We start from the raw sequence: 26306 nt of genomic DNA on the forward strand, positions 1-26306 counted from the left end.
ATGGGGTCAGGCATCGAGATCCGCGAGGCGCATTTTCCGGGAAGGCCGCCGATAGACGCCTATGGCAATGGCGGATTCCGGTTTGCGGAGATGTCGCACCGCGGCTCAATCCTGTGTCTGCCGTCTGGCGTGCACGGCTGGGATGTGACGGAGGATATGCCGCTGAACATGGAGCAGTTCCGGCGCGTTCTCGATGAAGCCGGGGACATAGAGTTCCTGCTGGTTGGCACCGGCTCCTCGATCCGGCCCTTGCCGGTCGATCTGAAAGCGGCATTGCGGGCTGCCAATGTATCTTCGGATCCCATGAGCACGGGGGCCGCAGTGCGTACCTACAATGTCATGCTGGCCGAATCACGCGCGGTGGCAGTCGCGCTGATCGCTGTCTGAGCGGATGGCCGCCTCGTCAATGCAGCCGGCTGACAGTTCCCGGTCAGGCATGCTGGCAGCGCTTCGCGAGGCGGATATCGACCGGTACCTCTCGCTGTTGCTGATGCCTGACGCCGTTCGCAACGACCTGCTGGCGCTGTTCTTGTTCAACACCGAGATCGCATCCATCCGTGACAGGATTCGCGAAGCCCTGCCCGGGGAAGTCCGTCTGCAGTGGTGGAGGGATGTGCTTTACGGGCAAAGGGATAGCGAGGCGCGGGCGCATCCGGTTGCTTCCGCCCTGGTTGAGGTAATAGAGCGGCGGGCAATGCCCGTCGCTCCGCTGATTGCCATGTGTGACGCGCGGGTGTTCGATCTCTATGACGATCCGATGCCTGACCGCACCAGTTACGAGGGCTACGCGGGCGAGACGGCTTCCGCGCTTCTGCAGATGTCGGCGTTTTTGATCGATCCGGATGCCTCCACGCTGAGCGCGACGGCCAGTGGCCATGCCGGCGTTGCGCAGGCCGTGGCAGGGCATCTGCTGATGCTTCCCATTTCCCAGGCGCGGGGACAGGTCTTCATTCCTGGCGACCTGCTGGCGGCGACCGGGCTCGATCGCGAGGCTTTCCTGGTTGGCACGGAAACCGAAAGGGTGACGAATGCGGTTCGTGCCTTCGCCGGCTTCGGTCGCGAGCATCTCGACAAGGCGAGGCGGGCCCTGACCGGTGTTCCGGCTTCCGCCCGCCCGGCCTATCTGCCGGTCGCGCTTGCCGAATCGGTTTTTGCCAGAGCCGAGCGCGAGGGCGCCGGCTGCCTCAGCACCTCGGTTCGCTTGCCGCAATGGCGGCGGCAGTGGCAGCTCTGGAGCGCCGCGCGGCGCGGAAGTATCTGAGTTTTTCATTGATGCTCGCTCGATTTGTGCGGAAAACCGCCTCGCGCAAGGATTCTATGGTGGCTTGCGCAGTGTTAGCTGGAGCGGCATAGTCACGAGACGTTGACGCGGTCGCAAGCTACGTCAGTCGGAGGAATGCATGAGTCTTGGAGCCCTGATCGTTGTCGTCGCCTTCGCGGTCATGCTGGTGATCGGCGTGGTTCACTATACCGGCGGATCGCGCCAGAGGACCGGTCGTGACCACGGCGAGGTCATCATGGAGTTCGCCCGCGCCTATCCCGGTGAGGCGATCCGCTCCGTCACCATGACGAAGGACGGCAATGCCAGCTTCCTGAGGCTGGCGGATGGCAAGACCGGCTTCATACAAAGTATGGGCCGGCATCAGGTGGCACGGCTGATCCTTCCCGGCGACGTCAGCGTGGAAGCTCTCGAGGAGCAGCCTGGTCTACGGGTACAGTTCCACGAATCGACGCTCAAGGGCGGAGATTATGTTTTCGATTCGACCGAGGACGCTGCGGAGGTCTCGCTCTGGCTTTGCGGCACATTTGCCCTGGCGAGCCCCGGGCATGAAACACCTGAGGAAAACGGCAATGCCTGACCTCAAGGATTTTCCCGATGTAACGCAGATGGCGATTCCGTTCTTCGTGATCGCCATCCTCATAGAGGTCTTCGTGATCCGCTATCTCAAGGGGCGTGGCGACTATGAGACACGCGATACCACGACCTCTTTGCTGATGGGGGTGGGCAATGTGGCATCGGGCCTGCTGCTCGGCTTCGTAGCCTTCGGCGTCCTGATGTGGGCCTGGCAGTTCCGCCTCGTTGACCTCGGCAGCTCCTGGTGGGTGATAGCGCTTTGCTTCCTGCTCGATGATCTGCGCTACTACTGGTACCACCGGATTGCGCATCGTTGCCGCTGGGTCTGGGCGGAGCATGTCATCCACCACTCCTCGCAGCACTACAATCTTTCAACCGCGCTCAGGCAGAGCTGGACCGGAACATTCACCGGCATGTTCATCCTGAGGATACCGCTGGCGTTGATCGGGTTTCATCCGGTGCTGTTGCTGTTTGTCGGCGGTCTCAACCTGGTCTACCAGTTCTGGATCCATACCGAGACGATTGGCCGGGTGTGGAAGCCAATCGAGGCGATCTTCAACACGCCGTCACACCACCGGGTGCATCATGCCACCAATCCGCGCTATCTCGATTCGAACTATGCCGGCACGCTGATCATCTGGGACCGGATGTTCGGCACCTTCGTGCCCGAACTCGACGAGGACATGCCGCGCTACGGCATCGTCAAGAACATCGGCACGTTCAACCCGGTGCGGGTCGCCTTTCATGAATGGGTCGACATGTTCAGGGATGCGATGCGGCCAGGCTTGAACATCAGGCAGAGGCTGTCCTATCTGTTCGCGCCGCCGGGCTGGAGCCACGACGGGTCGCGAAAAGGCTCGGAACTGCTCAAGGCCGATTATGTAGCACTGCATCCTGAGGCCGCCGGCATGCCGGGCCTGCCAGGCCGCGCTACCGGCCCCGGTGCATCGACGCCGGTAGCGGCAGCGGAATAGCTGCCCGCGCAATGGCACCGTTACCAGCCTGAAACCCGGCGGTCAGTTGTCCGGGTCGGGCGGGCTTTCCCCCGGCGCAGGCTCGCTCACCTGTTCGATGATGATTTCGTTGCCGCCGGGATCGGTGACTGTTCTGGCTTTCCAGGCAAAACCGGTTTCGGGCTCCACCCAGTACTCGCTGTGGACCGGGGTGCCGGTGTTGTAGATAGCGTAGTCCACGGTGAAGTGGTTGACGGACCTGCCATCCAGGTCGACGCCGTAGTTGCAGGTGATGTTGGTTGCGTTCTCGGCCTGGGAGGCAAGTCCCTCGCGGGTCTGCGCCATCACCTCGGGCGAATAGGTCTGCACCAGCGTCCAGGTCTCGCCCTTGTCGGCGGTGGTGTAGAACTTGTCCTCGCGAAAGAGCGAAACCGGAACGCCGTTTTCGTCCATCGTCAGGTGGTTCTTGCCTTCGGTCAGTCCGAGATTGACCATTTTCAGACCACCGGCCATCGTCGTGGTCGACCTGCTTCTCACTGGAATCTCTATCGATGGCGAGCCCTGTATCAGGGCTCGGACCGCATCGGCACATTCGGTTGCAGCCTGAGCTGGCGCCGCGCCAACAGCGGCAAGCATTGCTGCTGCCGCGAAGCCTTTGGTACTTGCGTTGATTGCCCCGCTTTCAAACCCCATGACGCCCACCCCTGTGTTTAAGAAGGGCATGGTGAAACGCCAGAAGGCGTGGGTCAATCGTTCGATTGGAAGAAGGGCGCTATTCGGCAGCCTGCCGCGCGCCGGACTGACCCAGCCAGGCACCGAAGTCATTCAGGGCACGGCGGGCCATGGCCTGTTTCTTTGCCTTGGCCTTTTCCTTGCCGCGGAAGCGGCCGCCACCTTCCGGGCGAACTATGGCGCCCGGCTCCAGCGGCGGAAACAGCCCGAAATTGACATTCATCGGCTGGAACGAGCGTTTGCCCGGCTCATCGTTGCTGATGATGTGACCACCGGTGATGTGATTGAGCAGTGCGCCGAAGGCAGATGTCAGCGGCGGCGCGGACAGTTCGTCGCCAAGGCGCTCGGCTGCGGCGAAGCGGCCGGCCAGCAGCCCGATGGCCGCGCTTTCGACATATCCCTCGCAACCGGTGATCTGCCCGGCAAAGCGAAGCCCGGGCCGGCTCTTGAGTTGAAGGGTTCCGTCAAGCAGCAGCGGTGAGTTGAGATAGGTGTTGCGATGCAGGCCGCCGAGCCTTGCAAATTCAGCGTTTTCAAGGCCCGGAATCATCCGGAAGATGTCGCCCTGGGCTCCGTATTTCAGCTTGGTCTGGAAACCGACCATGTTGTAAAGTGTGCCGAGCGCATTGTCCTGGCGCAGCTGTACAACCGCATAGGGCTTGATGTCGGGCTGGTGCGCATTGGTCAGCCCCATCGGCTTCATCGGCCCGTGACGCAGGGTCTCGCGGCCCCGCTCGGCCATGATCTCGATCGGCAGGCAGCCGTCGAAATAGGGCGTGCCTTCCCATTCCTTGAAACCGGTGGTGTCGCCGGCGATCAGTGCGTCGATGAAGGCGTCATACTGATCCTTGTCCATCGGGCAGTTGATGTAATCCTTGCCGGAGCCGCCAGGCCCGACCTTGTCGTAGCGGGACTGGAACCAGCAGACCGACATGTCGATCGAATCGGTATGGATGATCGGTGCGATGGCATCGAAAAAGGCCAGCGCGTCCTGGCCTGTCTCGGCACTGATGGCTTCCGCGAGCCCCTGTGCGGTCAGCGGTCCGGTGGCGATGATGGTCTGATCCCACTCTGCCGGCGGCAGGCCGGTGACTTCCTCGCGTGCGATGGTGATCAGCGGCTCGGCCTCAACCGCATCGGTTACGGCCTGGGCAAAGCCTTCACGGTCGACGGCAAGCGCGCCGCCGGCGGGAACCTGATTGGCGTCAGCACAGGACATGATCAGCGAACCTGCCATGCGCATTTCCGCGTGAATGACGCCGACGGCGTTGTTTTCCGCATCATCGGAACGGAACGAGTTGGAACAGACCAGCTCGGCAAGGCTGTCGGTCTTGTGTGCGTCGGTGCCGCGCACCGGGCGCATTTCATGCAGGACCACCGGAAGGCCGCGCCGGGCGATCTGCCAGGCGGCTTCGGAGCCGGCGAGTCCGCCGCCAATGACGTGGATCGGGGCGGGTGAAGGTCTGGTCTGGGTCATGGCGTCCATTTACCACGGGCGCGATGCCGTCTCAAAGCTGTTTTCTGTTCGACCAAAACGAAAACGGCGCCCCGAGGGACGCCGTAACGAACGGACAGTGTGTATGCAATCAGCGTGTGCGCAGACCGCGGGCCACGTTGTCGATGTCGAAACGGGTCAGGCCGATGTCGGCGAGGGTCTCGTTGGAAAGGTTTGCGAGTTCCTGTGCAGTCTGGCGCGATTTCATCCAGTTGCGGGCTCTGCTGAGAATCTTCATGGCAGTCTCCTGAGGTGCGCCCGGTTCGGGCGGTGATGACGATGTAAGCAATCTTATGCCTGTCATATAGGCGATTGCTGCCCATTTGTGCAGCGCAATAATCGCAGCCCTGATATGCAAGCCCGGAATGGCTGGATTATCGGATTGTCAATACTTCGACATGATCAATAGTTGGGCACTGCCGCGATCGGGGTGACCGGACACGGCTGCAGACTTTACCAAGCGCTCAAACAGAAACAGCGCCCTGTTTCCAGGGCGCCGTTTGACATGACCGGTCAATCGGACCGGTCAGGGCTGTTGCCGTTTACTGGCCGGGACGGCGTGCAACGAAGGGGATGTCGCCGCGGGAGATGCCGAGGTCGTTGAGTTCGCGCTCGGACATGCGGGAGAGTTCGTTGACGGTGTTGCGGTATTCGCGCCAGTCTTTGTAAGCCTTACGGAAGTTCATGGTCTTTTCCTTTCGATGTGGTGCCGTTCCGAAGAATGGCCGCCGTGTTTGGTTGATCCTGATATAGGTGCAAACGGGTGTTTTGTGCAGTGCAAAATATTGCAAAGGAGCCATGCGGTTTGTGCATTGCGCCTTAACAAACGGTTGTTAATGATCGTTAATTTGCATGGCTTGGAAAATGGCTTGGCAATCAGTGAGCGCGATCCGTGCCGCTGGGCGCAATGGCAGCGGCTCGAATAAGCGCGCTGACCAGCGGGCTTTAAGGGAGATGATGTTTGGTGGGATGATGCAATGCGGACAAAAAAATAACGCCCACCGGGGGAGGAGGATCCGGTGGGCGTCATTTTGGGAGACTGACGCTCGGGAGGAGGATGAACGCCAGTCACATCGAAGCGGCTATTGGGAGGAGGAGGATGCCGCTCCGAATTCCTAAATCTGTTACAGGGCGCGCCGTGCGGCGAATGGAATATCGCCCCGCGTCATGCCGATATCGCTCAACTCGCGTTCCGAAAGCCGGTTCAGCTCGACGCAGGTTTCGCGGTACTTCCGCCAGCTGGCGTAGGATTGGATCAGTTTCATGGTCGATCGTCCTTTGTCCTGCTGTTGTCCGGTCCACCACCGTGGCGTTCCGATGTTTTGAATATAGGGGCATTCAATCGATTTGTGCAGTGCAATATCGTCATGGAAGCCATTCCGAGAACGCATAACTGGGTGGTGATCCAGTGTTATTTGCCTCAGAGCTGTGCAATGTGGCCGCAATCAGCGGGCAGTGTGCCTTAAATCTCGCCGTTGTGCGGTTCGGCCGTTGATGTAATCTCGAAACCGGCTGCTGCAAGGGAAGAATCGCCAGATGTTTCGGAGATACCTGTCGCGCGAAATCGATCACTGGATCCGGACCGGATTGCTTGAGCCGGAGAAAGGCCAGGCGCTGCTCAAGGATCATGACCGTCGCCATACAGGCTTCAGCCTTTCCAGCGTGCTGGCGGTACTGGCTGCCCTGCTGCTGGGTGGCGCGGTCGTGGCGCTCATCGCGGCCAATTGGGAAGCCATCGCCCGGCCCGTGCGTGTGGCAATGATCATCTTCTTTATTGTGGGCGCCTTGGTGGCGGCGGCCTTTGCCGTGCGCCGCAACGCCCGCTGGGTGATGGAAGCGGCACTTGTGTTTGCGGTGCTGTGCTACGGGGCAGGTGTCGCCCTGGTGGGGCAGATGTATCATCTCAGTGGTGACGAAGCCGCCTTCATGCTGACATGGACCATCGGGGCGCTGGTCGTATCGCTGGCGTTTTCGTCGGCGATGGCCGCCATCGGTGCAGGGTTTTTGGGTCTCGGCTACCTTTTCGCTGAGGCCGCAGTCTTCGATTTCCGGTCGGTCGACCTGATCAATGTGGCTGCATACCTGAGTGTGCTGGCGGTAGCGATTGCGATCGGGGTGTCGGCCTGGCGGTCGCGCTCCGTCGTCGCGGGGCATCTTTGCGCTTTACTCTGTCTTGGATGGGTCATCTGGGTTGTTGTCGAGACGACGGACAGCAATCCGGGCTACATGCTGGCGGTGATCGGCGTTGCAGCCTTTGTCATGGGATCGCTTGCGCCTCCGATTCTGGCCGGCGTGGTGGCGCGGCACGGGGTGCTGTCGGCCTATGGCGCCTTTCTGATCTTGTCAGGGCTCGGCATGGTTCAGCTGGATCTCCATGATGCCAGCCTTGCGTGGGAGGTGGGCTTGGCCGGGCTCATTCTGGCAGCGAGCGTCATCCTCCTCATCATGGCCGGCAGAGAGAACCGGTTGATTCGAACCTTTGCCTATTTCGCCTTTGCCTGCGAAACCATCTATGTGGTCAGCGAAACCCTGGGCTCACTTCTGGGCAGCTCCGGCTTTCTGTTCTTCGGAGGCGTGGTGCTGGCCGTTGTCGCCTTTGTCGTGATGAAGATTGAAAAGCGCTTCAAGAGCGGGGAGGGCCTGTCATGAGCATGCTGGATAGGCTGCTCCGCCGCGAACTCAATCCGCTGCTGGCAGCGATCGTGTGCAGCGTTGTTCTGGTCGGAAGTTTGGTCGTGATGATACAGGGCCGTGCCGCAATCCTGCGTGACGGGGCTGAAATCGTGCTCAAGACCGAACCGGTCGATCCGCGCGATCTGATGCGCGGCGATTATGTCCGTCTGGGCTACACCGACATCTCATCCATAGATAAAGGCCTTATCGAGGGCGGCTGGCCCGCGCAGGACACGACCGCGCCGGTGTGGCTGATCCTGGCACCGGGCGGCGATGGTGCCTATGTCCCCAAGGCTGCTCGTTTCTCGAAGCCCTCGGTGATGGCTTTGCAGGAACTCGTGGTTCTCAGGTCGCTGCCAGTGCGCATAACGGTCGCTCGTCCCGACGGCGGGCTGAATTCCATTGGTCCGCTGAGATTTGGGATCGAACGCTATTATGTTCCCGAAGGCGAGGGGCTCGAGATCGAGAAGGCACAGAACGAAGGCCGGACAACAGTCGCGGTTCGCGTGTCAGAGGATGGAGAGCCACAAATTTCCCGCCTGATGATCGACGGCGAGACCCTATATGAGGAGCCGTTGTACTGAAAAGCCGGCTTCAAAACCGCCCGGTGCAACAATAGGCCTCAAAATCCCTGACGCTCGGGGTGATTTTTCCTTTGATCACCGGCAATCGGGTGATATAGAGCGACCGCGTTCAGGGTCGCCTCGCGCGAGCGTGGTTTTGCGGCCCTAAGAGCGGGTATGGTGAAATTGGTAGACACGCCAGATTTAGGTTCTGGTGCCGCAAGGCGTGGGAGTTCAAGTCTCTCTACCCGCACCAGATTAAGGTCCGGTCCGATCACCGCATGGTGTTGGATGGCAGGGCGTGCACGAAAGGCATTCAGTCGGTTGATCCGGTCTGGGGCTTATAATGAAGAAAGCCACAAGCGACGCCGGAGAACCGGCCCAGTCGCGGGGCCAACCCGAACGGTCGCAGTCGCGAGGAAATGAAGGTTTGAACATGCAGGTAACCGAAACGCTTGCCGAAGGGCTGAAGCGCGAATTGAAGATTGTCGTTCCGGCTGCGGACATGACATCGCAGATGAACGAGAAGCTTGCCGAAGCCAAGGGCAAGATGCAGATCAAGGGCTTCCGCCCCGGCAAGGTGCCGATCTCGCATCTGAAGAAGGTCTACGGCAAGTCGATCATGGCGCAGCTGGTCAATGAAATGATCCAGGAAAAGCCGGCCTCTATCCTTGCAGAGCGGGGCGAACGCTCGGCGACCCAGCCCGAGATCTCGATGACCGAGGACGAGAAGGAAGCCGACCAGATCCTCAACGGTGCGGCCGATTTCGAGTTCACCATGTCCTACGAAGTGATCCCGGCATTCGATATCGCCGATCTTTCGGGCGTGAAGGTTGTCCGTGAAGTGGTTGAAGTTCCTGCCGAAGAAGTCGAGGAGCAGGTGCTGCGCGTTGCCGAAAACAGCCGCAGCTTCGAGCCCAAGAAGGGCAAGGCCGCCGACGGCGACAAGGTGACGATCGACTACCTCGGCAAGGTCGATGGCGAGCCTTTCGAAGGCGGCGCCGACCAGGATGCGGAGCTGGTGATCGGCTCGAACCGTTTCATTCCGGGTTTCGAGGAGCAGCTGGTTGGCCTCAAGGAAGGTGACGAGAAGGTCATCACCGTGACCTTCCCTGCCGAATACCAGGCTGCACACCTTGCCGGCAAGGAAGCCACCTTCGATATCAAGGTCAAGGCCATTGCCGCACCGGGCGAGCTGGAAATCAACGACGAACTGGCCAAGACGCTGGGCCTGGAGTCGGCTGACAAGCTGCGCGAGATCGTGCGGTCGCAGATCGAAGATCAGTATGGTCAGGTCACCCGCCAGAAGCTGAAGCGGCAGATCCTTGATCAGCTCGATGAAGCGCACAAGTTCGATACGCCGTCGAAGCTTGTCGACGCCGAGTTCGAAAGCATCTGGCGCCAGATCAACCAGGAACTGTCCGACAACGGCAAGACCTTCGCCGACGAGGACACCACCGAGGAAGCCGCGCGGGAAGAGTACCGCGCCCTGGCCGAGCGCCGGGTCCGCCTTGGACTGGTTCTGTCGAAGATCGGCGAAGAGGCCGGTGTCGAAGTCAGCGACGAAGAGCTGCAGCGCTCGCTGTTCGAACAGGTTCGCAGGTTCCCGGGCCAGGAACAGGAAATCTACGAATACTTCCAGAAGACACCCGGCGCCGTCGCCTCGCTGCGCGCGCCGATCTTCGAAGAAAAGACCGTCGATCACCTGATGACCGTCATCGAGGTGACCGACAAGACGGTGACCAAGGACGAGCTGATGGCCGAAGACGAGGCGGAAGCCTCGGAAAAGCCGGCCGCGAAGAAAAAGGCGCCTGCCAAGAAAAAGGCCGCCAAGAAGGATGAAGCGGCTTCCGAGTAAGCCCTTCGTTCCCAGATCGGAAAAACGCCGGGGCTTGCTCCGGCGTTTTTGCGTTTGTGGGCAGCATTTGCCGACGGCAGACGGATGCCGGCCAGTCCCGTGCCCGGCAATCCATATCGCATCCTGCACCGTAGGTAGGGCAGGCCCGCCGCTGATGGTTGCGGCATTTCTGGCCTGAGCCGGGAGACCTCATGGTAAAAGACAAAGTACTGAGATTTGTCCTGGGCGATCAGCTGTCGCGCTGGATTTCAAGCCTTGAAGATGCCCGACCCGACACCGATGTGATCTTCATGGCGGAGGTGATGGCCGAGGCGACTTCGGTCAAACATCACAAGAAGAAGATTGCGTTCCTGTTTTCGGCCATGCGGCACTTCGCCGAAAATCTCCGGGACGAAGGTTTTACGGTCGACTATCTGTGCCTGGATGCACAGAACAGTCCTGGCGATTTCGGCAGCGCGCTGGCCGAAGCGGTGGAACGGCATGACGCGGCCCGCGTGGTCATGACGGAGCCGTCCGAAATGCGGGTGCTCGAGGCGGCCGAGAGCTGGCGCGAGGAACTTGACGTCGATCTCGACATCCTGGCCGATAACCGTTTTCTGGCGAGCCATGAAGACTTCGTCAGCTGGGCGACGAAAGATGATGGCGGTCAGCCGAAATCACTGCGGATGGAGTATTTCTACCGCGAGATGCGGCGGCGGACCGGATATCTGATGGACGATGGCGAGCCTACCGGCGGAGAATGGAACTATGACGCCGAGAACCGCAAGTCGCTGCCCGATTCGATCAAGGTTCCGAAGCGTCCCGAATTTGCACCCGACGAGACCACGCGCGCAGTGATGGAGCTCGTCGCCGACCGGTTTGACGGGCATTTTGGCGATCTCGAACCCTTCGATTATCCGGTGAAGGCCAAGGATGCGAAAGCCTATCTCGACTGGTTCGTGGCCGAAGCGCTTCCCTGTTTCGGCGACTGGCAGGACGCCATGAAACAGGGCGAGCCGCTGCTGTTTCACAGTCACCTCTCGACGCTGATCAATTGCGGCCTGCTGGACCCGCGTGAGTGTTGTGAAAAGGCCGAGCAGGCCTATCGGGACGGAGACGCGCCGCTCAACGCGGTCGAAGGCTTCATCCGGCAGATCATTGGCTGGCGCGAATTCATTCGCGGTGTTTACTGGCTGAAGATGCCTGACTATGCCAACAGCAATGCGCTGGAGGCGACGCGACCCCTGCCGGGTTTTTTCTGGACCGGCGAAACAGCTATGAACTGCCTGAGCCAGGCGATCTCGGAAACCAGATCCAACGCCTATGCCCACCATATCCAGCGGCTGATGGTGATCGGCAATTTCTGCCTGATTGCCGGCATTGATCCGCGCGAGGTCCAAGAGTGGTTCCTGATCGTCTATTCCGACGCCTATGAATGGGTGGAGATGCCCAATGTGGTGGGCATGGCCCTGTTCGCCGATGGCGGCTTCGTCGCCTCCAAGCCCTATGCGGCCTCGGGATCCTACATCAACAAGATGAGCGATTATTGTGGTTCCTGCCGGTTCGATGTGAAGCAGAAGAGCGGGGAGAAGGCCTGTCCGTTCAACTATCTCTACTGGAATTTCCTGTACGAGAACGAGAAGGTTCTGAAGAAGAACCACCGCATGGGACTCATCATGGGGTCGCTCGGCAAGATGAAGAAGGAACGGCTGGAGGAGGTGCGGACTGATTCCGAACGGTTTTTCGACAGCTCCGAAATGAGGGTATGGGACGAATCCGCGTCCGGTTAGATCAGCTTCAGCCCCTTGAGGCTCGCATGGCCGTCCTTGCCGATAATGATGTGGTCATGGACAGTGATCCCAAGCGGGCGGGCGGTGTCGATGATCAGCTTGGTCATCTCGATGTCAGCGCGTGACGGGGTCGGGTCGCCGGAAGGGTGATTGTGGACCAGAATAATCGCGGTGGCGGAGAGTTCGAGCGCGCGCTTGACCACCTCGCGTGGATAGACTGGTGTGTGATCGACTGTACCCGTCTGCTGCACCTCGTCGGCGATGAGGGCATTCTTCTTGTCGAGGAACAGCACCCGAAACTGCTCGCGGGCCTCGAACGCCATCGCCGCGCGGCAATACTCGATCACTGACGTCCAGGAGGCCAGCACCTGCCGGTCCTTGAGCTCGCCCTTGAGCATGCGGTGGGCGATTGCAGCGGTGAGCTTGAGCTCGGTGGCGACACTCTCTCCGACGCCCTTGATCTCGGTAAGCAGGTGCGCCGGTGCGCCGAGCACTTCGGCCAGGGAGCCAAACCGGGCCAGCAGCGCCTTGGCGACCGGCTTGGTGTCGCGGCGCGGGATCAGCCTGAACAGCAGCAGCTCGAGCAGTTCGTAATCGGCGAGCGCCCGGTCGCCGCCGTCGCGGAAGCGTTGACGCAGCCGATCGCGGTGGCCGTGAAAATGCTCGTCGCGTGCGGCAGGTGCGGCGTCAGCTCCGGGACCGAGCGCCTGTCCGCGGGTCTTGCCCTGGCGGCTCTCGGCGAAGTAGGTGCGTTCGTCCTGCGGCAGGTCGTCGGAAGGCTCAGCTCCAAGACGTTCATCGTTCATGCCGTCTGCCTCCGGTCCCTCCTCCTTCAGACCTGGGCGACGGCGTGATGTCATGCGGGAAGGCCGGGCCGGTCCAGACCGGCTGGCGAGAGGGTGAAGATCTCGCATCCGGTTTCTGTGACGCCGATCGTGTGCTCGTACTGTGCCGTCAGTGATCGGTCACGGGTCACGGCTGTCCAGCCGTCCGAGAGAACCTTGACGTGGGGACGGCCCAGATTGATCATCGGCTCGATGGTGAAGATCATGCCGGGACGCATTTCCGGACCTTCCTCGGCGCGGCCGTAGTGCAGGATATTGGGTGCGTCGTGAAACAGCTTTCCAACGCCATGGCCGCAGAAATCGCGGACCACCGAACAGCGTTCGGCTTCGGCGTATTTCTGGATCGCTTCGCCGATGGCGCCGGTCCGCGCGCCGGGCTTGACCGCCTCGATACCCAGCATCAGCGTCTTGTGGGTGATTTCCAGCAGCCGCTCGGCAGCGCGCTTGATCTCGCCGACGGGGTACATCCGGCTTGAATCGCCATGCCAGCCATCGAGCACGTATGTGACGTCGATGTTGACGATCTCGCCTTCGCGCAGTGGCTTGTCATTGGGAATGCCGTGACAGACGACGTGGTTGATCGAGGTGCAGCAGGATTTCGTGTAGCCGCGGTAGTTGAGTGTTGCGGGAAGGGCGCCGTGGTCCATGCCGAATTCGTAGACGAAACGGTCGATCTCGTTGGTGGTTACACCGGGGACTACGCGGCTGACCAGTTCATCAAGGCAGCGGGCGGTAATCTGGCTCGCCTTGCGCATGCCTTCGAAGCCTTCCGGGCCGTAAAGCCGGATCTGGCCGGTGTTTTTCATCGGGGCCGAAGCGGCATCGATATAGGTAACCATGTCAGGCTCACTCTGTCTTGTCGCGGCCGCAAGGGCCGGTATTGCTTCATGATACGCTGTTTACACCGGATTCCTCAACGGGAACCATCGTTTCAGCATCTATATGCTCAGATGTGATCTTGCATCGTATGGCGCAAGCTTCAACCCCGCGTTTCATGGCGCGATCGAAGGCTAAGGCATAGGCCGGATCGAGATCGCGGCACAAGCTGAGGCTGTCGACGTCGCTGCGCTGAATGAGATAGACCATTATGGCGCGGTGTCCAGCCTCCACCATGGCGCCGAGTTCCTCGAGATGCTTGGCGCCGCGTGCGGTGACGCTGTCGGGAAACTCAGCCATGCGGCCGGTGCGGCGGAAGTGGACATTCTTGACCTCGACATAGGCCAATCCCTTCGACGGGTCGCTCAGCAGAATATCGATGCGCGAATTGATCCCGTATTTCTGCTCGGCCTTGCGTTCGGTGTAGCCTTCGAGAGATCTGATCAGGCCCCGGTCAATCGCTTCTTCAACCAGCCGGTTGGGGCGCGCGGTGTTGATGCCTACCAGCGTGCCGTCCGCCTCGACCAGTTCAAGCGCGTGAGGGTATTTGCGGGTGCCTCCGGAATGCCGGGTGAGGAAACATCTGGAGCCGGGTGTTGTCAGACCACGCATCGAGCCCGTGTTGGGGCACGACCCGGTGATCCTTTCTCCGGTTTCGAGTTCCGCGTCGAAGAGGAAGCGCTTGTAGCGGCGGATGAGAGTGGCGGGCACCAGGGGCGGGTCGAACTTCATGCTCCGGCACCTAGCACAGTGCGCGCCGTGCTGAAAACACGGGTGGTCTAGCGGGCCAAGCCCTCATTGGTCGCGCTCGGGTGGGGTTGCTCAAACCCGGGAGCGAACATAGGAGCCCGGCGCATCCTCGATCGGCTTGAGTTTCTTGCCGCCGGGCTTGCGTGCCGGAACCTCTTCATTCGAGCCCTCGCGGATCCAGTTGTGCCAGTGCGGCCACCAGGAACCGGGTGTTTCCCTGGCGCCGGCTACCCAGTCCTCGAACTCGGCATTCTGCGGGCCATCCGACCAGAACTGGTACTTGCCGGCTTCCGGCGGATTGACGACGCCGGCGATGTGACCGGATCCGGCCATCACATAGGTGACTTCGCCGCCCAACAGCTTGCCGCCGATATAGGCTGAGCGGGCAGGGGCGATGTGATCTTCCTTTGCGGCCAGATTGTAGATCGGGATCTTGATGTCCCCGAGCTTCAACGTTCTGCCGGCGAGCTCCATCTTGCCCTGAGACAGGTTGTTCTCGAGATAGCAATTGCGCAGGTAGTAGGAGTGATTGGCCGCGGGCATGCGGGTCGCATCCGAATTCCAGTAGAGCAGGTCGAAGGGCATCGGATCCTTGCCCTTGAGGTAGTTGTTGACCACATAGGGCCAGATCAGGTCGGACGCTCGCAGCATGTTGAATGCGGTCGCCATCTTGGAGCCGTCGAGATAGCCGTTCTTCTGCATTGCCGATTCGATGGACGCGATCTGAGCCTCGTCGACAAAGACCTTCAGATCCCCGGCATAGGTGAAGTCGGTCTGCGTGGTGAAGAAGGTCGCGGTGGCGATCCGGCTGTCCTTTTCCTGAGCGTGCAAGGCAAGGGTTGCGGCCAGCAATGTTCCGCCGACGCAATAGCCGATGGCGTTGACCTCGCGCTCGCCGGTGGCTTTTTCGACGGTGTCGAGCGCAAAGGAAATGCCCTCTCGCGAGTAGGCTTCCCAGTCCTTGGTGGCATGGCGCTGGTCGGGATTGACCCAGGAAATCACAAACACCGTATGGCCCTGGTCGACGGCCCACTTGATGAAAGACTTCTTGGGGTTGAGGTCGAGAATGTAAAATTTGTTGATCCAGGGCGGCACGATCAGCAGAGGGCGTTTGAGAACGGTTTCGGTCGAAGGCTCGTACTGGATGATCTGGCAGACTTCATTCTGGGCGATTACCTTGCCAGGCGAAACGGCGACGTTCTCTCCGACCTTGAACTTCGACGCATCGGATTGACGCAGCCGCAACTCGCCCTTGCCGGCGGCGATGTCCTCGGCAAGCATCTGCATGCCCTTGACCAGGTTTTCGCCATTGGACGCGACCATTTCCTTGTAGAGCTCGGGATTGGTGGCGAGAAAATTGGCCGGCGACAGCGCGCTGGTGATCTGGCGGACATAGAAGGCGGCCTTGTGCCTTGTGTGCTCGTCCAAGCCCTCGCTGTCGTCGACAAGCTTGTTGGCCCAGTCCGATGTGATGAAATAGGCGTTCTTGAGAAACTCGAAGAACGGATTGTTCTCCCAATCAGGATCGGAGAAGCGCTTGTCGCCGGTTTTCGGTTTGGGGCTTTCGTCTTCGCCGGACATGCGCTTGACTGACTGGCTCCACATGTCGAAATAGCCTGTCAGCAGAGAGGTTTGTGCCTCGAGCGCGCGTTTGGGATCGGATAGCCAGTACTCCCCGACCTTGGAAAAGGTCTTGACCATGTCGGCCATGGGTTCGGAAACGGTGTCGACGACCTCGCCCTTTTCGCGTGGTTCCACCCAGGCGGAGGCTGCCTTGCCAAGGCCTTCGAGCATGCGTGCGACGTTGCGGGCAAAGGCTTCGGGGTTCCTGACAATATAGGCGTCCGCAGGAGATGAGCTTGTCTCCGCGCCATCTTTTCCGGCCGTGGTTTTCCCCTTGTCCGCCATGATGGCGCCTCCTCCTGAGTTCCCGAGCTTGCCTCCGGCCCGTCTTCTGCCTTAAATCGGCTTACTTGCTTTGCTTGTGTGCCGTTACTGGCATCTATCCTTTCTTGATACGGGCTTTTTTTGTCCATGTCATGACCACCATTTGGTGGAGACCGGAATAATCACGATCATGAGACCGAGAATTCGTCCCGCACTTGTCTGCCTCGCCGGCCTTATCGTGGCCGGCTGCCAGACCGCTTCGCTGGAAGACGCGGCCCCGAGGCAGGCCCAGGTCGTGCGGTCCGATGTCGTGCCGGTGGATGAGACGACAGTTTCTGACGCGACAACGCCACCACCCGGCGAGGCAGCCGGAGGCGGCAGCTCAACGCCGGGGGTGGTGCGCAACAATCCCGGGTTTATTTCGCCTGTCCCGATCGAAAAGACCGCTCCGGCGAGAACCAGCGATTTCGTCGCTGCCGGCGCCAGCCGGAGCGGGCGGTATCCGACGTTTGGCCGGCAGCCTGTCGCGGCAAATGTGCAATTGAGCGAAGCGGACAAGCTGGCGGCGGAAGCCGAGATGACCGAGTTGCTGCGAAACCGGGCCACCACGGCCGATGCGCGGGCCCAATACGAGGCGCGGCTCAGGCAATTGCGGGCGCTTGCGGCCAACCATGGCAATGACACGCAGCAGGAAATCGAGAATTAGCGCTTGCGTTTGACTTGGTTTGGACGCAAATCCGTGCGATCAGACAGCGCAGTCAAGCCCACAATTCCGGGGAATTCCATGGAAGAATTTCACAAGGTCCGCAGACTTCCACCTTATGTCTTCGAGCAGGTCAACCGGCTGAAGGCGTCGGCGCGGGCCGGGGGCGCCGATATCATCGATCTCGGGATGGGCAATCCCGATCTGCCGACACCCACGGCCATCGTCGACAAATTGTGTGAGGCGGTCCGGGATCCGCGTACCCACCGCTATTCCACCTCGCGCGGGATTCCGGGGCTCAGGCGCGCCCAGGCCAATTATTACCAGAGACGTTTTGGCGTCAAACTCAATCCCGACACACAGGTGGTCGCCACGCTGGGGTCGAAGGAAGGGTTTGCCAACATGGCCCAGGCGATTACCGCTCCGGGCGACGTGATCCTGTGCCCGAATCCGACCTATCCGATCCATGCGTTCGGGTTCATCATGTCGGGAGGCGTCATCCGTTCGCTTGACGTGGTGCCGGACAACAGTTTCTTTGCGGCGCTTGAACGCGCCGTGCGGCATTCGATCCCCAAGCCGCTGGCACTGATCCTGAATTATCCGTCCAACCCGACCAGCTATGTGGCGACGCTCGATTTCTACAAGGAGGTCGTGGCCTTTGCCAGGAAACACGACATCATCGTGCTCTCCGACCTGGCCTATGCCGAAATCTATTTCGACGACATGCCGCCACCTTCGGTTCTCGAGGTGCCGGGGGCGATGGACATCTGCGTCGAATTCACCTCCATGTCGAAAACCTTTTCGATGCCGGGCTGGCGGATGGGCTTCGCGGTTGGCAACGAGCGGCTGATTTCCGCGCTGACAAGGGTCAAATCCTATCTCGACTACGGCGCATTCACTCCGATCCAGGTGGCGGCGACCGCGGCGCTCAATGGTGATGGCTCCGACATTGCCGAAGTCCGCTCGGTCTACAAACGCCGTCGCGACGTGCTCGTGGACAGCTTCGGCAAGGCCGGTTGGGTTGTGCCGCCGCCGGCGGCGACAATGTTTGCCTGGGCGCCGATCCCGGACCAGTTCAAGCACCTGGGGTCGCTGGAATTCTCGAAACTCCTGGTGGAGAAGGCCGACGTGGCGGTCGCACCCGGCATCGGCTTCGGTGAACATGGCGACGAACATGTCCGCATAGCGTTGGTCGAGAACGAGCATCGCATCCGCCAGGCGGCCCGCAACATCAAGCGTTTCTTCTCGACCGCCACCAATGGCGGCGGCGAGAATGTGGTTTCCCTGACCGCCCGGCGTTGACCGTCCGGCTTGCCGCCGTTAAACCCGCCGGGAGTTTCATTGGCCCGCACAGTCGTTGCGGGCAATCCCATACAGGTGGTTCTTGATATGACTGATGCCCTGAAAATCGGCATTGCGGGCCTAGGCACTGTCGGCGCGGCACTGTTCCAGATCGTTTCCAGCCGGCACAATCTGCTGGCCGATATCTGCGGTCGCGAAATTTCGATTACCGCTGTGTGCGCCCGCGACCGCAGCCGCGACCGGGGTCTCAACCTTGACGGCGTGGCCTGGTTCGATGATCCGGTGGTGATGGCGCGCGACGCCGATATCGATGTCCTGGTCGAGCTGATCGGCGGGGAGGGCGATCCTGCCCATGCAGCGGCGACTGCCGCGCTGACCGCCGGGCGTCACGTGGTTACGGCCAACAAGGCAATGCTGGCGCGGCATGGCGTCGAACTCGCACTGCTTGCCGAATCCAACGGTGTCCTGCTGAACTTCGAAGCCGCTGTTGCCGGTGGCATTCCTGTGATCAAGGCCATGCGGGAATCGCTGACCGGCAATGCTGTGACGCGGATCTACGGCATTCTCAACGGCACCTGCAACTACATCCTGACGCGGATGCAGCGCGACAACATGGGATTTGCCGAGTGTCTGGCGGAAGCGCAGCGGCTTGGCTACGCGGAGGCCGACCCGGCTTTCGACATCGAAGGCAACGACACCGCGCACAAGCTCTCGATCCTGACCAGCCTTGCGTTCGGAACGCAGATTGCTGCGGACGAAGTCTATATCGAGGGCATCACCAATATCTCCATTGACGATATTCACGCCGCCGATGAGCTTGGCTACAGGATCAAGCTTCTTGGCGTGTCGCAGCGCACGGCGACCGGCATCGAGCAGCGTGTGCACCCGACCATGGTGCCGAAGGGATCGATGATCGCCCAGGTCGAAGGCGTGACCAATGCGGTGACGATCGAGGCCGATATTCTGGGCGAACTGATGCTTTCCGGGCCCGGTGCCGGCGGCGATGCCACGGCTTCAGCGGTTCTGGGGGATATCGCCGACATCGCCAAGAGCCGGCCCGGCCATCAGCATGCGCCGGCGCTTGGCCGTCCAGCTGACAAGCTCGAACCCTACACGCGGGCGCAGATCCAGAGCCATGAAGGCGGCTATTTCATCTCGCTCAAGGTGGATGACCGGGCAGGGGTGTTCGCCTCCATCGCCACCTTGATGGCGAAGAACGACATCTCACTGGAATCGATCGTCCAGCGGGCACGTCCCTCCGCCGCCGAGGCGGGGCCGCAGACGGTCATCCTGGTCACGCATGCGACCACGGAATCCCGGGTGCGCGCCGCCGTAGACGCCATCAAGAGCGAAGGCTATCTCTCCGGTGAGCCGCAGGTGATCCGGATCGAGCGGACCCGGGAAAGCTGAAACCAGGTCGGAACAGCGGCGGTGTTCAGCCGCTGGCCTGCTGGCGCTTCGCAGCGTCGCGCGCCTAGTTGAACCAGATCGCGTAGGACCAGAATCCGTTCCGTCCGAAGGCGCGTGTGAGCTCTCTCCAATCACGGTTCGAGGCCACCGACCCCGTCTCCAGGTAGGGTTGGGCACCCGGGCCGGTGATTGTCAGGACCAAGTCGAATGGCGTGGGCTCGTCGAAGAACCTTTTCAGGTTGAATCCGCGGTCCGCAAACCGGATGTGCGGCAGCAGTATGCGGCCTTCCAGCGCATTTTCAAACAGGTCCAGCGCATCATGCCATGCCGCGACGGTTTCCCCGCTGACCTCAAGTGTTGTCAGGGGGTGCGGCCCGGGCTGCTGTGGACCCGGCAGCCATTCGCGCTCATTGTCCGTTTCAGCCTGGATCGACCGCCAGTTCAGGCGGGACAAACGTACCATCTCGAGCAGATCGAGACGGATCCCGGCTCTCGCATCAGCGTCTGCAAGCGGCCAATTGACCGTATGGATAAGGCTTATGGCGTCAAAAATCTCGGAGTTGAGGCCGCCGTTGCCCGTCCCGCGAAGCTCCCTCTGATAAAGCATCATCGCCATTTTCGCATCCCGCTCCAGGCGTTGCTGCCTGGACGCCGGAAGCGCCTCGATCTCTCGCGACAACCTCTGTTTTGCTTCTTCCGTTTCGGCAAACTCCAGACCCAGATAGGGGTTGCGTCTGATCTGGGCATTGATTTTCTGCCGGGCGACGTCCGCACGGTCAGGCGCTGCTGCGGCCATCCCCGCGCCGGGAAAGAACATCTGAAACGAGGTGTCGAAGGTCTTGCTGAAATCGTGGGCCAGCCACATGCGTGCGTTGGCGGAGACGAAATTCGCGTAGCCCTGAAGCCAGTAGCCGTCGGCGCGGTCAAACCGGAAGGACGGCGAAAGGGGCGATGACTGCGTGTCGTCATTTGTCTGGGCGCGAGCCGTCCGGCCACGGCGTTGCGGCCCGCTGATCGCCTGGAAGATCACGGCAACGCTTTCGCTTTCGTCGAGCAGGCCGTCTGAATTGAGATCGAAGCGCAAGGCGTTCAAGTCGACATCGATACCGATCTCTGCATCGTCCGGGATATCGGCCAGCATGGATTTGGCTTTATCGAGATCGGCGACGAGTTCGGCAAGGGTGCTGCGCCATGTCTCGTAGGTCATGGTCTCGGGGGTCGCGTTCTCGGGCACCGGCAACCGCAGCAGCGGAAGCAGGGTGATACGAGGAGAGCGGAAGCCGTGCCGGTGCAGCGCCTGCCCGAATCTCTCGATCGAGGAGAGCGCCTGCCAGGTGGCAAGTGTCATGGCAGTTTCGGGAGACCGTCGTTCATTTTCAAGAGCCTGCAGGGCCGCGTCGCGCTCGGCCACCGTTTTCGCCGCAAACGGGGCGGCTGCTTCTGTTGCCCTTGATTCGGTCATGAAGCTGAGACAGCACACGGCAAGGATTAGACCGGCGATCGGGTGGTTCATGGGGCTCTCCTCTGGGTTGAGTGATGTCAGGTCTACCAGTCGAGAGGCGATGTGCAAGCCGCCACAGCGCATCGACCTTTACCATTGATGAACCGGTTAGGGACGTTGCCGTGCAGGCAAGCGCCGGTGACCCACGGCCGGTTCGCGCGCCGGGCGCCGAAGGGTGGGCCGGGAAAGCGCACGCTTTAATCGATTTAGTGTTGGATCAGGCCATTATCTCGAAAAAACAACGGCTTTTAATGCGCGGTTCACATTGCCTTGATAGCTTTCAAAGCTGTATGAGCGGCCAAGAATTTACCCTGAGGAAAATCTGAACATGGCGAAACCATCGATGGAAACGAGCGGGCTGGACCGGATTCTGACGCTTGAAATTGCGCGCGTGACCGAGCGGGCGGCGGTTGCCGCGGCCCGGCTTCGCGGACGGGGCGATGAAATGGCTGCCGACCAGGTGGCCGTTGACGCCATGCGCCAGGAGCTGAACCGGCTCCCGATCGACGGCACCGTGGTGATCGGCGAAGGTGAGCGCGATGAAGCGCCGATGCTCTATATCGGCGAGGAAGTCGGCACACGCGAGGGCGCCAAGGTGGACATCGCGCTTGACCCGCTCGAAGGCACGACGATCTGCGCCAAGAACCTGCCGAATTCGCTGGCCGTGATCGCGATTGCGGAAAAAGGCAGCCTGCTTTACGCGCCGGACGTCTACATGGAGAAGATCGCCATCGGCCCGGGGTATCCGGCCAACACGGTTGCGCTGGAGGCTTCGGCCACCGAGAACATTCACGCGGTCGCCCGTGCAAAGGGTGTTTCCGTGGACCAGGTAACTGCGTGTATTCTCGACCGGCCCCGCCATGCGCGCATGATCGAGGAGGTGCGGGCCACCGGTGCCGCGATCCGGCTGATCGGCGACGGTGACGTGGCCGGAGTGATCCACACGACCGATCCCGACGAGACCGGCATCGACATCTATCTCGGTATCGGCGGCGCGCCCGAAGGGGTTCTCGCCGCGGCGGCGCTGAGGTGCATTGGCGGCCAGATGCAGGGCAGGCTCCAGCTTAACACTGAGGAGAAGGTGGCTCGCGCCGCCAAGATGGGGATTTCCGATCCCAACAAGATCTACACGATGGAAGAAATGGCGCGCGGTGACGTGCTGTTTGCTGCCACCGGTGTCACGGACGGCAACCTGCTGCAGGGCGTACGGTTTGCCCGGGATGCGATCGTCACCCACACCATTGTCATGCGCTCCTCATCGCGCACCGTGCGTGAGATCAAGGCGCGCCATCAGGACCTGGCCAAGTTCGACTAGAACCGGCGTTTCCGGTTTCCGCGTTCAATGGTTCAATTGTTTCGCCCCGTCTTCCGCCGAAGACGGGGCGAAACTGTCTGTCGGGTCCGTCAGGGCTGCTTTGCCGCACCGGCCGGTTTGCGCTATGAGCGGTCCTTGGCCCTGTCGATGCATACCCGGCACGGCGGCAACAGGTTGGTGAGTGGATGACAGGCAAGACCACATCGGAGCGCGCTTTTCTCGGGGTTGAGCAATCCTTTTCCGGCCAGAAATGGGTGGCGCGGCTCGACATGGCTGGCGAGAACAAGGCGATCTCGATTGCTCAGACGACCGGGTTGCCGGATGTGATCGCGCGCGTCCTGGCCGGGCGGGACATCGCCATCGGTGACGCGAAGGCCTTTCTCGACCCGACCATCAAGGCGTTGATGCCCGACCCCTCGAAGCTGACGGATTGCGACAAGGCGGCCGAGAGGATCGGCCAGGCAATTGCCCGAAACGAACGGGTGGCGATCTTTGGCGACTATGATGTCGACGGGGCTGCTTCCTCCGCGCTGATGCAGCGCTTCCTGCGCCATTTCGGTGTTGTCAGCGAGATCTATATTCCCGACCGGATCTTCGAAGGCTACGGACCCAATCCGACGGCCATCGGCGAGCTTGTCGATCGCGGAGCCGGGTTGATCGTCACGGTTGACTGCGGCTCGACCAGCCACGAGGCGCTGGCGGAGGCCGCGCGGCGCGGGGTGGATGTCGTGGTGATCGACCATCACCAGGTGGCAAACGAGCTGCCTGTGGCCCGCGCGCTGGTCAATCCGAACCGGGAGGATGACCTCTCGGGTCTCGGGCACCTGTGCGCCTGCGGCGTGGTGTTCATGGTGCTGGCGGGCACCTTGCGGCTTTTGCGCGGCAAGGGCGACAGCCGCGCTTCCAGCTTTGATCTGCTGGCATCCCTGGACCTCGTCGCTCTGGCGACAGTATGCGACGTGGTGCCGCTCAGGGGGCTCAATCGTGCCTTTGTGGTCAAGGGGCTGCTTGCGGCGCGGAGCATGGGCAATATCGGGCTTGCGGCGCTTGCGCAGAGAGCCGGTGTCAACGGTCCCCTGACGCCCTATCATCTGGGCTTCCTGATCGGTCCGCGGATCAATGCCGGCGGGCGCATTGGTGACGCGGCGCTGGGCAGCCGGTTGCTGACGCTTGAGGATCGCGACGAAGCGGCAGCGATCGCCGAGCGGCTCGAGGAGCTCAACCGCGAACGCCAGGCCATAGAGGCCGCAATGCTGGAGGAAGCCGACGCGGAAGCTGCGGCCGAAATGGCCAGTGGCGAGGGACCCGCAATCATTGTGACTGAACGCCAGGGATGGCACCCGGGCGTGGTCGGGCTGCTCGCCTCACGACTCAAGGAACGTTATCGCCGGCCGGCCTTCGCGATTGCCTTTGACGGCAACGGCAAGGGCACCGGCTCGGGCCGCTCAGTGCCTGGGATCGATCTCGGAAGGCTGGTTCGCAAGGCGGTGGAAACCGGCCTGCTGGTCAAGGGCGGCGGGCACGCGATGGCTGCGGGACTGACCGTGGAGCAGAGCCGCCTCGGAGAGCTTCGGGCGTTCTTCGAAGACAGCGCCAAGGAAGCGGTGGCGGGGCTGACATCGACGCACCGGCTGAAGATCGACGGGGCTGTTTCCGCGTCGGGCGCAACTCTGGATCTGGTCGACATGATCGAGCGCGCCGGGCCTTACGGTGCCGGTCATCCACAGCCTGTCTTTGCGATGCCCGGTCACACGCTCAAGAACGCCCGCGTGGTCGGGCAGAATCACATCAAGCTGTCCTTTGCCGGTCCCGACGGAGGCCGCCTGAACGGAATCGCATTCCGAGCGGCCGATACGGAAATGGGAGCCGCGCTGCTTGGCGGGCAGGGCATGAGTTTTCATGTCGCGGGTACGCTCTCGGCGGATTACTGGCAGGGTGTCAGGCGGGTCCAGATGCGCGTCACCGACGCCGCGCCGGCACGCTAGGAGAGCCCCTGCTGACATGCTGCGCGCAGCGCCTCCAGGGTTCGCCGCAGATCCATTCCAGGCGGCTCGATCGGTCCCATTTCACGGCGCTTGCCAGATAGCCTGGACAGCGAAACGACCGCACAGCGGCCGCTGTCCGTGAGCAATGGCCAAGTTCATTTTTCAGGTGAGAATTTCAAGCTAAGTGCTTGAAGAGGGTGGCACGCCCTAGGGGAGTCGAACCCCTCTTTCCAGAATGAAAATCTGGCGTCCTAACCGATAGACGAAGGGCGCGTGCGATGAGGCGTCTTATAATCAGACCGCTTTCGGACCGCAAGCGGATAATTGGCCTCAGAGAGAAAAAAATGACATCCGTGTGAAGATTTTTTGGCTTGGGAGAAGTCAGGTGGAGGGCGACGCTAAAGCCTCGCCGTTTCCGGCCCGGTTTTACTTGCGGCGACGGCAGCGCCAGTTCCAGTCACGGCTGTTTCCAATATCGATATGAACCGATTCCGTATGGCAATAGGTGCCGACGCCACCCCGGCCCGGCATCGAGCGCAGGTACTTTGCCAACTGCCACTTGGAAACGCCCTCGACCTGGATGTCTGCTGCTTCACAGGAGGTGTGGCGCGATCCCGACGCACCACCGATTCGCCGGTTGTGCTTGGGGCTGCGGTATCCGGAAGTGACCATCACCGGGCGGCCGTAATGGCGCTCGATGCTCTTGAGCGTGCGGACAAGCTGAGGCTTGAAACAGGCAACTTCCACCTTCTCGGTCTGAAGGTGCAGCCCGTTCGGTGCAAGGCGCGCCAGGCCTGCGGCGGAGGCGAGCTGGATCTGGCCCGAGTCGGGATCCGTCGGGGCGTTCAGCGATTCCGTGCCAAGGGCTCTCGCCACGTTGACGCCTGGAAGTGCACTTGCCCCGGCGGACGCAACTGTTACCGGAGCTGGCTTCTGAGATACGAGACGTTTTTTCGTGCCTGCGCGGGCATCGCTGCTCGAAGTCTTCTGCGGGGCGAACATGCGCGCAAAGATCGACTTCTTCTTGGGTGGCGCGACAACGGCGAGTTCCTGCACCGGAGGCTGCGGTTCGGCGACTGACGCGTCATCCTCTGCAGCGACAGTTTCACCGGAAGGCACAGCCTGTTCAGCGGCCGGCTGCAGAGCCGTGTTCGTTGCCTCAACCGCTACCGGGGCCGCCGGGGCCGTGTAGAGATTGGCAACGGGCTGGGCAGTCTGGGTTTGCGTGATGCCGCGATTGAGCGCGTCTACCTCTGTGCTGGCCATGACAACCGATTGTCCGGGGGACAGCGCCGTCTGGGGCGCTGCATCCGTCGGCGCAGGCATGCGGCTTGTTGCGTCGGATGCACTGGGCGAGGGGACCGGCATAGGAACGCCACCGGCGGTTTGGGTCGCGGTGTCACCGTTCATGGCCATCTGCGTGGAGGGATCAACGATCATGCCGCTGTCGGCGAGGCCGGGAGTGCCTGGTGTGAAGCCCTGAACGGCAAACATCTCAGGGTCAGCTGCCGACACGCATCCACTGAGAATGACTGCCGCTCCGGCCAACAGCAACGCACGCGAGGTGCCGCGCCCGTTGCCCGTTTTGTTCCCGCCTGTTTGCAAACTCTGGAGCCCCCGGGGTCTGTTGCAGTGGCGGACCCGAAGGTCCGAAAAAGTGCCTACCGATTTGCGACGATTTTGTAAACGAGCATGCAGGCACATTGATAAGGCATTCCGGCGCGGACGCCAAAATCCATGCGATGCGTCGCAAATACGGCGAAAGCATGACCCTTGAGCCAAGGCTAAGGCTCGATCGTTGCGTGAGCCTTGTGCGTCGCGAAGACCCGGCACA

General features: G+C 61.3%; 24 protein-coding genes and 2 tRNA genes. 14 read left to right on the top strand and 12 right to left on the bottom strand.

Going from position 1 to position 26306, the window contains the following annotated elements; all coding sequences use genetic code 11:
* From GTW23_RS07945 to GTW23_RS07960, 4 genes are all read left to right on the top strand, one after another.
* Nucleotides 1-387 carry an Mth938-like domain-containing protein gene (locus GTW23_RS07945; protein ID WP_193217245.1) on the top strand — a complete coding sequence of 129 codons (387 nt, stop codon included), beginning with the start codon at nucleotides 1-3 and terminating at the stop codon, nucleotides 385-387.
* 19 nt (nucleotides 388-406) lie between these two features.
* Nucleotides 407-1261, top strand: a complete 855-nt coding sequence (locus GTW23_RS07950; RefSeq protein WP_252915319.1) for a phytoene/squalene synthase family protein — start codon at nucleotides 407-409, stop codon at nucleotides 1259-1261.
* 139 nt (nucleotides 1262-1400) lie between these two features.
* Nucleotides 1401-1859, top strand: coding sequence for a hypothetical protein (locus GTW23_RS07955; protein WP_152008619.1), 459 nt, complete (start codon nucleotides 1401-1403; stop codon nucleotides 1857-1859).
* Nucleotides 1852-2829 carry a sterol desaturase family protein gene (locus tag GTW23_RS07960; protein WP_252915320.1) on the top strand — a complete coding sequence of 326 codons (978 nt, stop codon included), beginning with the start codon at nucleotides 1852-1854 and terminating at the stop codon, nucleotides 2827-2829. The genes GTW23_RS07955 and GTW23_RS07960 overlap by 8 nt, the downstream gene beginning before the upstream one ends.
* Before the next feature lie 42 nt (nucleotides 2830-2871).
* Here GTW23_RS07960 and GTW23_RS07965 read toward each other — a convergent pair whose 3' ends face one another.
* From GTW23_RS07965 to GTW23_RS07985, 5 genes are all read right to left on the bottom strand, one after another.
* Nucleotides 2872-3345, bottom strand: a complete 474-nt coding sequence (locus GTW23_RS07965; RefSeq protein WP_252915321.1) for a hypothetical protein — start codon at nucleotides 3343-3345, stop codon at nucleotides 2872-2874.
* Nucleotides 3346-3580: 235 nt separating this feature from the next.
* Nucleotides 3581-5017: a methylenetetrahydrofolate--tRNA-(uracil(54)-C(5))-methyltransferase (FADH(2)-oxidizing) TrmFO gene (trmFO, locus tag GTW23_RS07970; protein ID WP_252915322.1), complete on the bottom strand. Its 1437-nt coding sequence runs from the start codon at nucleotides 5015-5017 to the stop codon at nucleotides 3581-3583.
* A 109-nt stretch (nucleotides 5018-5126) separates the two neighbouring features.
* Nucleotides 5127-5273: a DUF1127 domain-containing protein gene (locus tag GTW23_RS07975; protein ID WP_152008623.1), complete on the bottom strand. Its 147-nt coding sequence runs from the start codon at nucleotides 5271-5273 to the stop codon at nucleotides 5127-5129.
* Between the two features lie 304 nt (nucleotides 5274-5577).
* Nucleotides 5578-5721, bottom strand: a complete 144-nt coding sequence (locus GTW23_RS07980; RefSeq protein WP_152008624.1) for a DUF1127 domain-containing protein — start codon at nucleotides 5719-5721, stop codon at nucleotides 5578-5580.
* 438 nt (nucleotides 5722-6159) lie between these two features.
* The gene (locus GTW23_RS07985; protein ID WP_152008625.1) at nucleotides 6160-6300 is read right to left on the bottom strand and encodes a DUF1127 domain-containing protein; all 141 of its coding nucleotides are present in this window, start codon (nucleotides 6298-6300) and stop codon (nucleotides 6160-6162) included.
* Between the two features lie 271 nt (nucleotides 6301-6571).
* Between GTW23_RS07985 and GTW23_RS07990 the strand changes: the two genes are divergently transcribed.
* From GTW23_RS07990 to GTW23_RS08010, 5 genes are all read left to right on the top strand, one after another.
* Nucleotides 6572-7684 (top strand): DUF2157 domain-containing protein, encoded by a 1113-nt coding sequence (locus GTW23_RS07990; protein ID WP_252915323.1) that lies wholly within the window; start codon nucleotides 6572-6574, stop codon nucleotides 7682-7684.
* Nucleotides 7681-8292, top strand: coding sequence for a GDYXXLXY domain-containing protein (locus GTW23_RS07995; RefSeq protein WP_252915324.1), 612 nt, complete (start codon nucleotides 7681-7683; stop codon nucleotides 8290-8292). Before GTW23_RS07990 ends, GTW23_RS07995 begins: the two co-directional genes overlap by 4 nt.
* A gap of 150 nt (nucleotides 8293-8442) precedes the next feature.
* Nucleotides 8443-8527, top strand: a tRNA-Leu gene (locus GTW23_RS08000).
* Nucleotides 8528-8707: 180 nt separating this feature from the next.
* Nucleotides 8708-10129 (top strand): trigger factor, encoded by a 1422-nt coding sequence (gene tig, locus GTW23_RS08005; RefSeq protein WP_152008627.1) that lies wholly within the window; start codon nucleotides 8708-8710, stop codon nucleotides 10127-10129.
* A 191-nt stretch (nucleotides 10130-10320) separates the two neighbouring features.
* Nucleotides 10321-11898 (top strand): cryptochrome/photolyase family protein, encoded by a 1578-nt coding sequence (locus tag GTW23_RS08010; RefSeq protein ID WP_252915325.1) that lies wholly within the window; start codon nucleotides 10321-10323, stop codon nucleotides 11896-11898.
* Here GTW23_RS08010 and radC read toward each other — a convergent pair.
* From radC to phaC, 4 genes are all read right to left on the bottom strand, one after another.
* Entirely contained in the window at nucleotides 11895-12704 is an 810-nt protein-coding gene (gene radC, locus GTW23_RS08015; protein WP_252915326.1) for a RadC family protein, read from the bottom strand. The two genes, GTW23_RS08010 and radC, sit on opposite strands and share 4 nt — an antisense overlap.
* Nucleotides 12705-12754: 50 nt before the next feature.
* Entirely contained in the window at nucleotides 12755-13582 is an 828-nt protein-coding gene (gene map / locus GTW23_RS08020) for a type I methionyl aminopeptidase (protein WP_152008630.1), read from the bottom strand.
* A 46-nt stretch (nucleotides 13583-13628) separates the two neighbouring features.
* Nucleotides 13629-14351 (bottom strand): DNA/RNA nuclease SfsA, encoded by a 723-nt coding sequence (gene sfsA, locus GTW23_RS08025; RefSeq protein WP_252915327.1) that lies wholly within the window; start codon nucleotides 14349-14351, stop codon nucleotides 13629-13631.
* 90 nt (nucleotides 14352-14441) lie between these two features.
* On the bottom strand, nucleotides 14442-16280 hold the full coding sequence (gene phaC, locus GTW23_RS08030) for a class I poly(R)-hydroxyalkanoic acid synthase (protein ID WP_382264207.1): 1839 nt from the start codon (nucleotides 16278-16280) through the stop codon (nucleotides 14442-14444).
* Nucleotides 16281-16446: 166 nt separating this feature from the next.
* Between phaC and GTW23_RS08035 the strand changes: the two genes are divergently transcribed.
* From GTW23_RS08035 to GTW23_RS08045, 3 genes are all read left to right on the top strand, one after another.
* A complete protein-coding gene (locus GTW23_RS08035; protein ID WP_252915329.1) occupies nucleotides 16447-16962 on the top strand; it encodes a hypothetical protein in 516 nt (171 codons plus the stop codon).
* A 78-nt stretch (nucleotides 16963-17040) separates the two neighbouring features.
* Nucleotides 17041-18261, top strand: coding sequence for an LL-diaminopimelate aminotransferase (locus GTW23_RS08040; protein ID WP_152008634.1), 1221 nt, complete (start codon nucleotides 17041-17043; stop codon nucleotides 18259-18261).
* An 87-nt stretch (nucleotides 18262-18348) separates the two neighbouring features.
* Entirely contained in the window at nucleotides 18349-19671 is a 1323-nt protein-coding gene (locus tag GTW23_RS08045) for a homoserine dehydrogenase (protein WP_252915330.1), read from the top strand.
* 64 nt (nucleotides 19672-19735) lie between these two features.
* Here GTW23_RS08045 and GTW23_RS08050 read toward each other — a convergent pair whose 3' ends face one another.
* Nucleotides 19736-21184, bottom strand: coding sequence for a hypothetical protein (locus tag GTW23_RS08050; RefSeq protein ID WP_252915331.1), 1449 nt, complete (start codon nucleotides 21182-21184; stop codon nucleotides 19736-19738).
* A 316-nt stretch (nucleotides 21185-21500) separates the two neighbouring features.
* On the opposite strand from GTW23_RS08050, the gene glpX reads away from it, so the two are divergent.
* Entirely contained in the window at nucleotides 21501-22487 is a 987-nt protein-coding gene (gene glpX / locus GTW23_RS08055) for a class II fructose-bisphosphatase (protein ID WP_193217247.1), read from the top strand.
* A 185-nt stretch (nucleotides 22488-22672) separates the two neighbouring features.
* The gene (recJ, locus tag GTW23_RS08060; RefSeq protein WP_252915332.1) at nucleotides 22673-24472 is read left to right on the top strand and encodes a single-stranded-DNA-specific exonuclease RecJ; all 1800 of its coding nucleotides are present in this window, start codon (nucleotides 22673-22675) and stop codon (nucleotides 24470-24472) included.
* Between the two features lie 198 nt (nucleotides 24473-24670).
* Here recJ and GTW23_RS08065 read toward each other — a convergent pair.
* Together GTW23_RS08065 and GTW23_RS08070 are read right to left on the bottom strand one after the other, a co-directional pair.
* Nucleotides 24671-24745 (bottom strand) — tRNA-Glu (locus GTW23_RS08065).
* A 153-nt stretch (nucleotides 24746-24898) separates the two neighbouring features.
* Nucleotides 24899-25966 (bottom strand): D-Ala-D-Ala carboxypeptidase family metallohydrolase, encoded by a 1068-nt coding sequence (locus tag GTW23_RS08070; RefSeq protein ID WP_252915333.1) that lies wholly within the window; start codon nucleotides 25964-25966, stop codon nucleotides 24899-24901.
* Nucleotides 25967-26306: the final 340 nt, after the last annotated feature.

The organism is Parahoeflea alexandrii (assembly GCF_024105735.1).
GTDB classification, from domain to species: domain Bacteria; phylum Pseudomonadota; class Alphaproteobacteria; order Rhizobiales; family Rhizobiaceae; genus Hoeflea; species Hoeflea alexandrii.

What these genes read in the sequence shown, in the direction of transcription:
- GTW23_RS07945 (WP_193217245.1), top strand. Translation starts at nt 1, where the DNA reads ATGGGGTCAGGCATCGAGATCCGCGAGGCGCATTTTCCGGGAAGGCCG.
- sfsA (WP_252915327.1), bottom strand. Translation starts at nt 14,351, where the DNA reads ATGAAGTTCGACCCGCCCCTGGTGCCCGCCACTCTCATCCGCCGCTAC.
- GTW23_RS07960 (WP_252915320.1), top strand. Translation starts at nt 1,852, where the DNA reads ATGCCTGACCTCAAGGATTTTCCCGATGTAACGCAGATGGCGATTCCG.
- GTW23_RS07990 (WP_252915323.1), top strand. Translation starts at nt 6,572, where the DNA reads ATGTTTCGGAGATACCTGTCGCGCGAAATCGATCACTGGATCCGGACC.
- GTW23_RS08070 (WP_252915333.1), bottom strand. Translation starts at nt 25,966, where the DNA reads ATGTTTGCCGTTCAGGGCTTCACACCAGGCACTCCCGGCCTCGCCGAC.
- tig (WP_152008627.1), top strand. Translation starts at nt 8,708, where the DNA reads ATGCAGGTAACCGAAACGCTTGCCGAAGGGCTGAAGCGCGAATTGAAG.
- GTW23_RS07950 (WP_252915319.1), top strand. Translation starts at nt 407, where the DNA reads ATGCAGCCGGCTGACAGTTCCCGGTCAGGCATGCTGGCAGCGCTTCGC.
- GTW23_RS07985 (WP_152008625.1), bottom strand. Translation starts at nt 6,300, where the DNA reads ATGAAACTGATCCAATCCTACGCCAGCTGGCGGAAGTACCGCGAAACC.
- GTW23_RS08035 (WP_252915329.1), top strand. Translation starts at nt 16,447, where the DNA reads ATGAGACCGAGAATTCGTCCCGCACTTGTCTGCCTCGCCGGCCTTATC.
- GTW23_RS08040 (WP_152008634.1), top strand. Translation starts at nt 17,041, where the DNA reads ATGGAAGAATTTCACAAGGTCCGCAGACTTCCACCTTATGTCTTCGAG.
- GTW23_RS07995 (WP_252915324.1), top strand. Translation starts at nt 7,681, where the DNA reads ATGAGCATGCTGGATAGGCTGCTCCGCCGCGAACTCAATCCGCTGCTG.
- GTW23_RS08050 (WP_252915331.1), bottom strand. Translation starts at nt 21,184, where the DNA reads ATGAACCACCCGATCGCCGGTCTAATCCTTGCCGTGTGCTGTCTCAGC.
- GTW23_RS07975 (WP_152008623.1), bottom strand. Translation starts at nt 5,273, where the DNA reads ATGAAGATTCTCAGCAGAGCCCGCAACTGGATGAAATCGCGCCAGACT.
- map (WP_152008630.1), bottom strand. Translation starts at nt 13,582, where the DNA reads ATGGTTACCTATATCGATGCCGCTTCGGCCCCGATGAAAAACACCGGC.
- GTW23_RS08010 (WP_252915325.1), top strand. Translation starts at nt 10,321, where the DNA reads ATGGTAAAAGACAAAGTACTGAGATTTGTCCTGGGCGATCAGCTGTCG.
- radC (WP_252915326.1), bottom strand. Translation starts at nt 12,704, where the DNA reads ATGAACGATGAACGTCTTGGAGCTGAGCCTTCCGACGACCTGCCGCAG.
- GTW23_RS08045 (WP_252915330.1), top strand. Translation starts at nt 18,349, where the DNA reads ATGACTGATGCCCTGAAAATCGGCATTGCGGGCCTAGGCACTGTCGGC.
- glpX (WP_193217247.1), top strand. Translation starts at nt 21,501, where the DNA reads ATGGCGAAACCATCGATGGAAACGAGCGGGCTGGACCGGATTCTGACG.
- GTW23_RS07955 (WP_152008619.1), top strand. Translation starts at nt 1,401, where the DNA reads ATGAGTCTTGGAGCCCTGATCGTTGTCGTCGCCTTCGCGGTCATGCTG.
- trmFO (WP_252915322.1), bottom strand. Translation starts at nt 5,017, where the DNA reads ATGACCCAGACCAGACCTTCACCCGCCCCGATCCACGTCATTGGCGGC.
- GTW23_RS07980 (WP_152008624.1), bottom strand. Translation starts at nt 5,721, where the DNA reads ATGAACTTCCGTAAGGCTTACAAAGACTGGCGCGAATACCGCAACACC.
- recJ (WP_252915332.1), top strand. Translation starts at nt 22,673, where the DNA reads ATGACAGGCAAGACCACATCGGAGCGCGCTTTTCTCGGGGTTGAGCAA.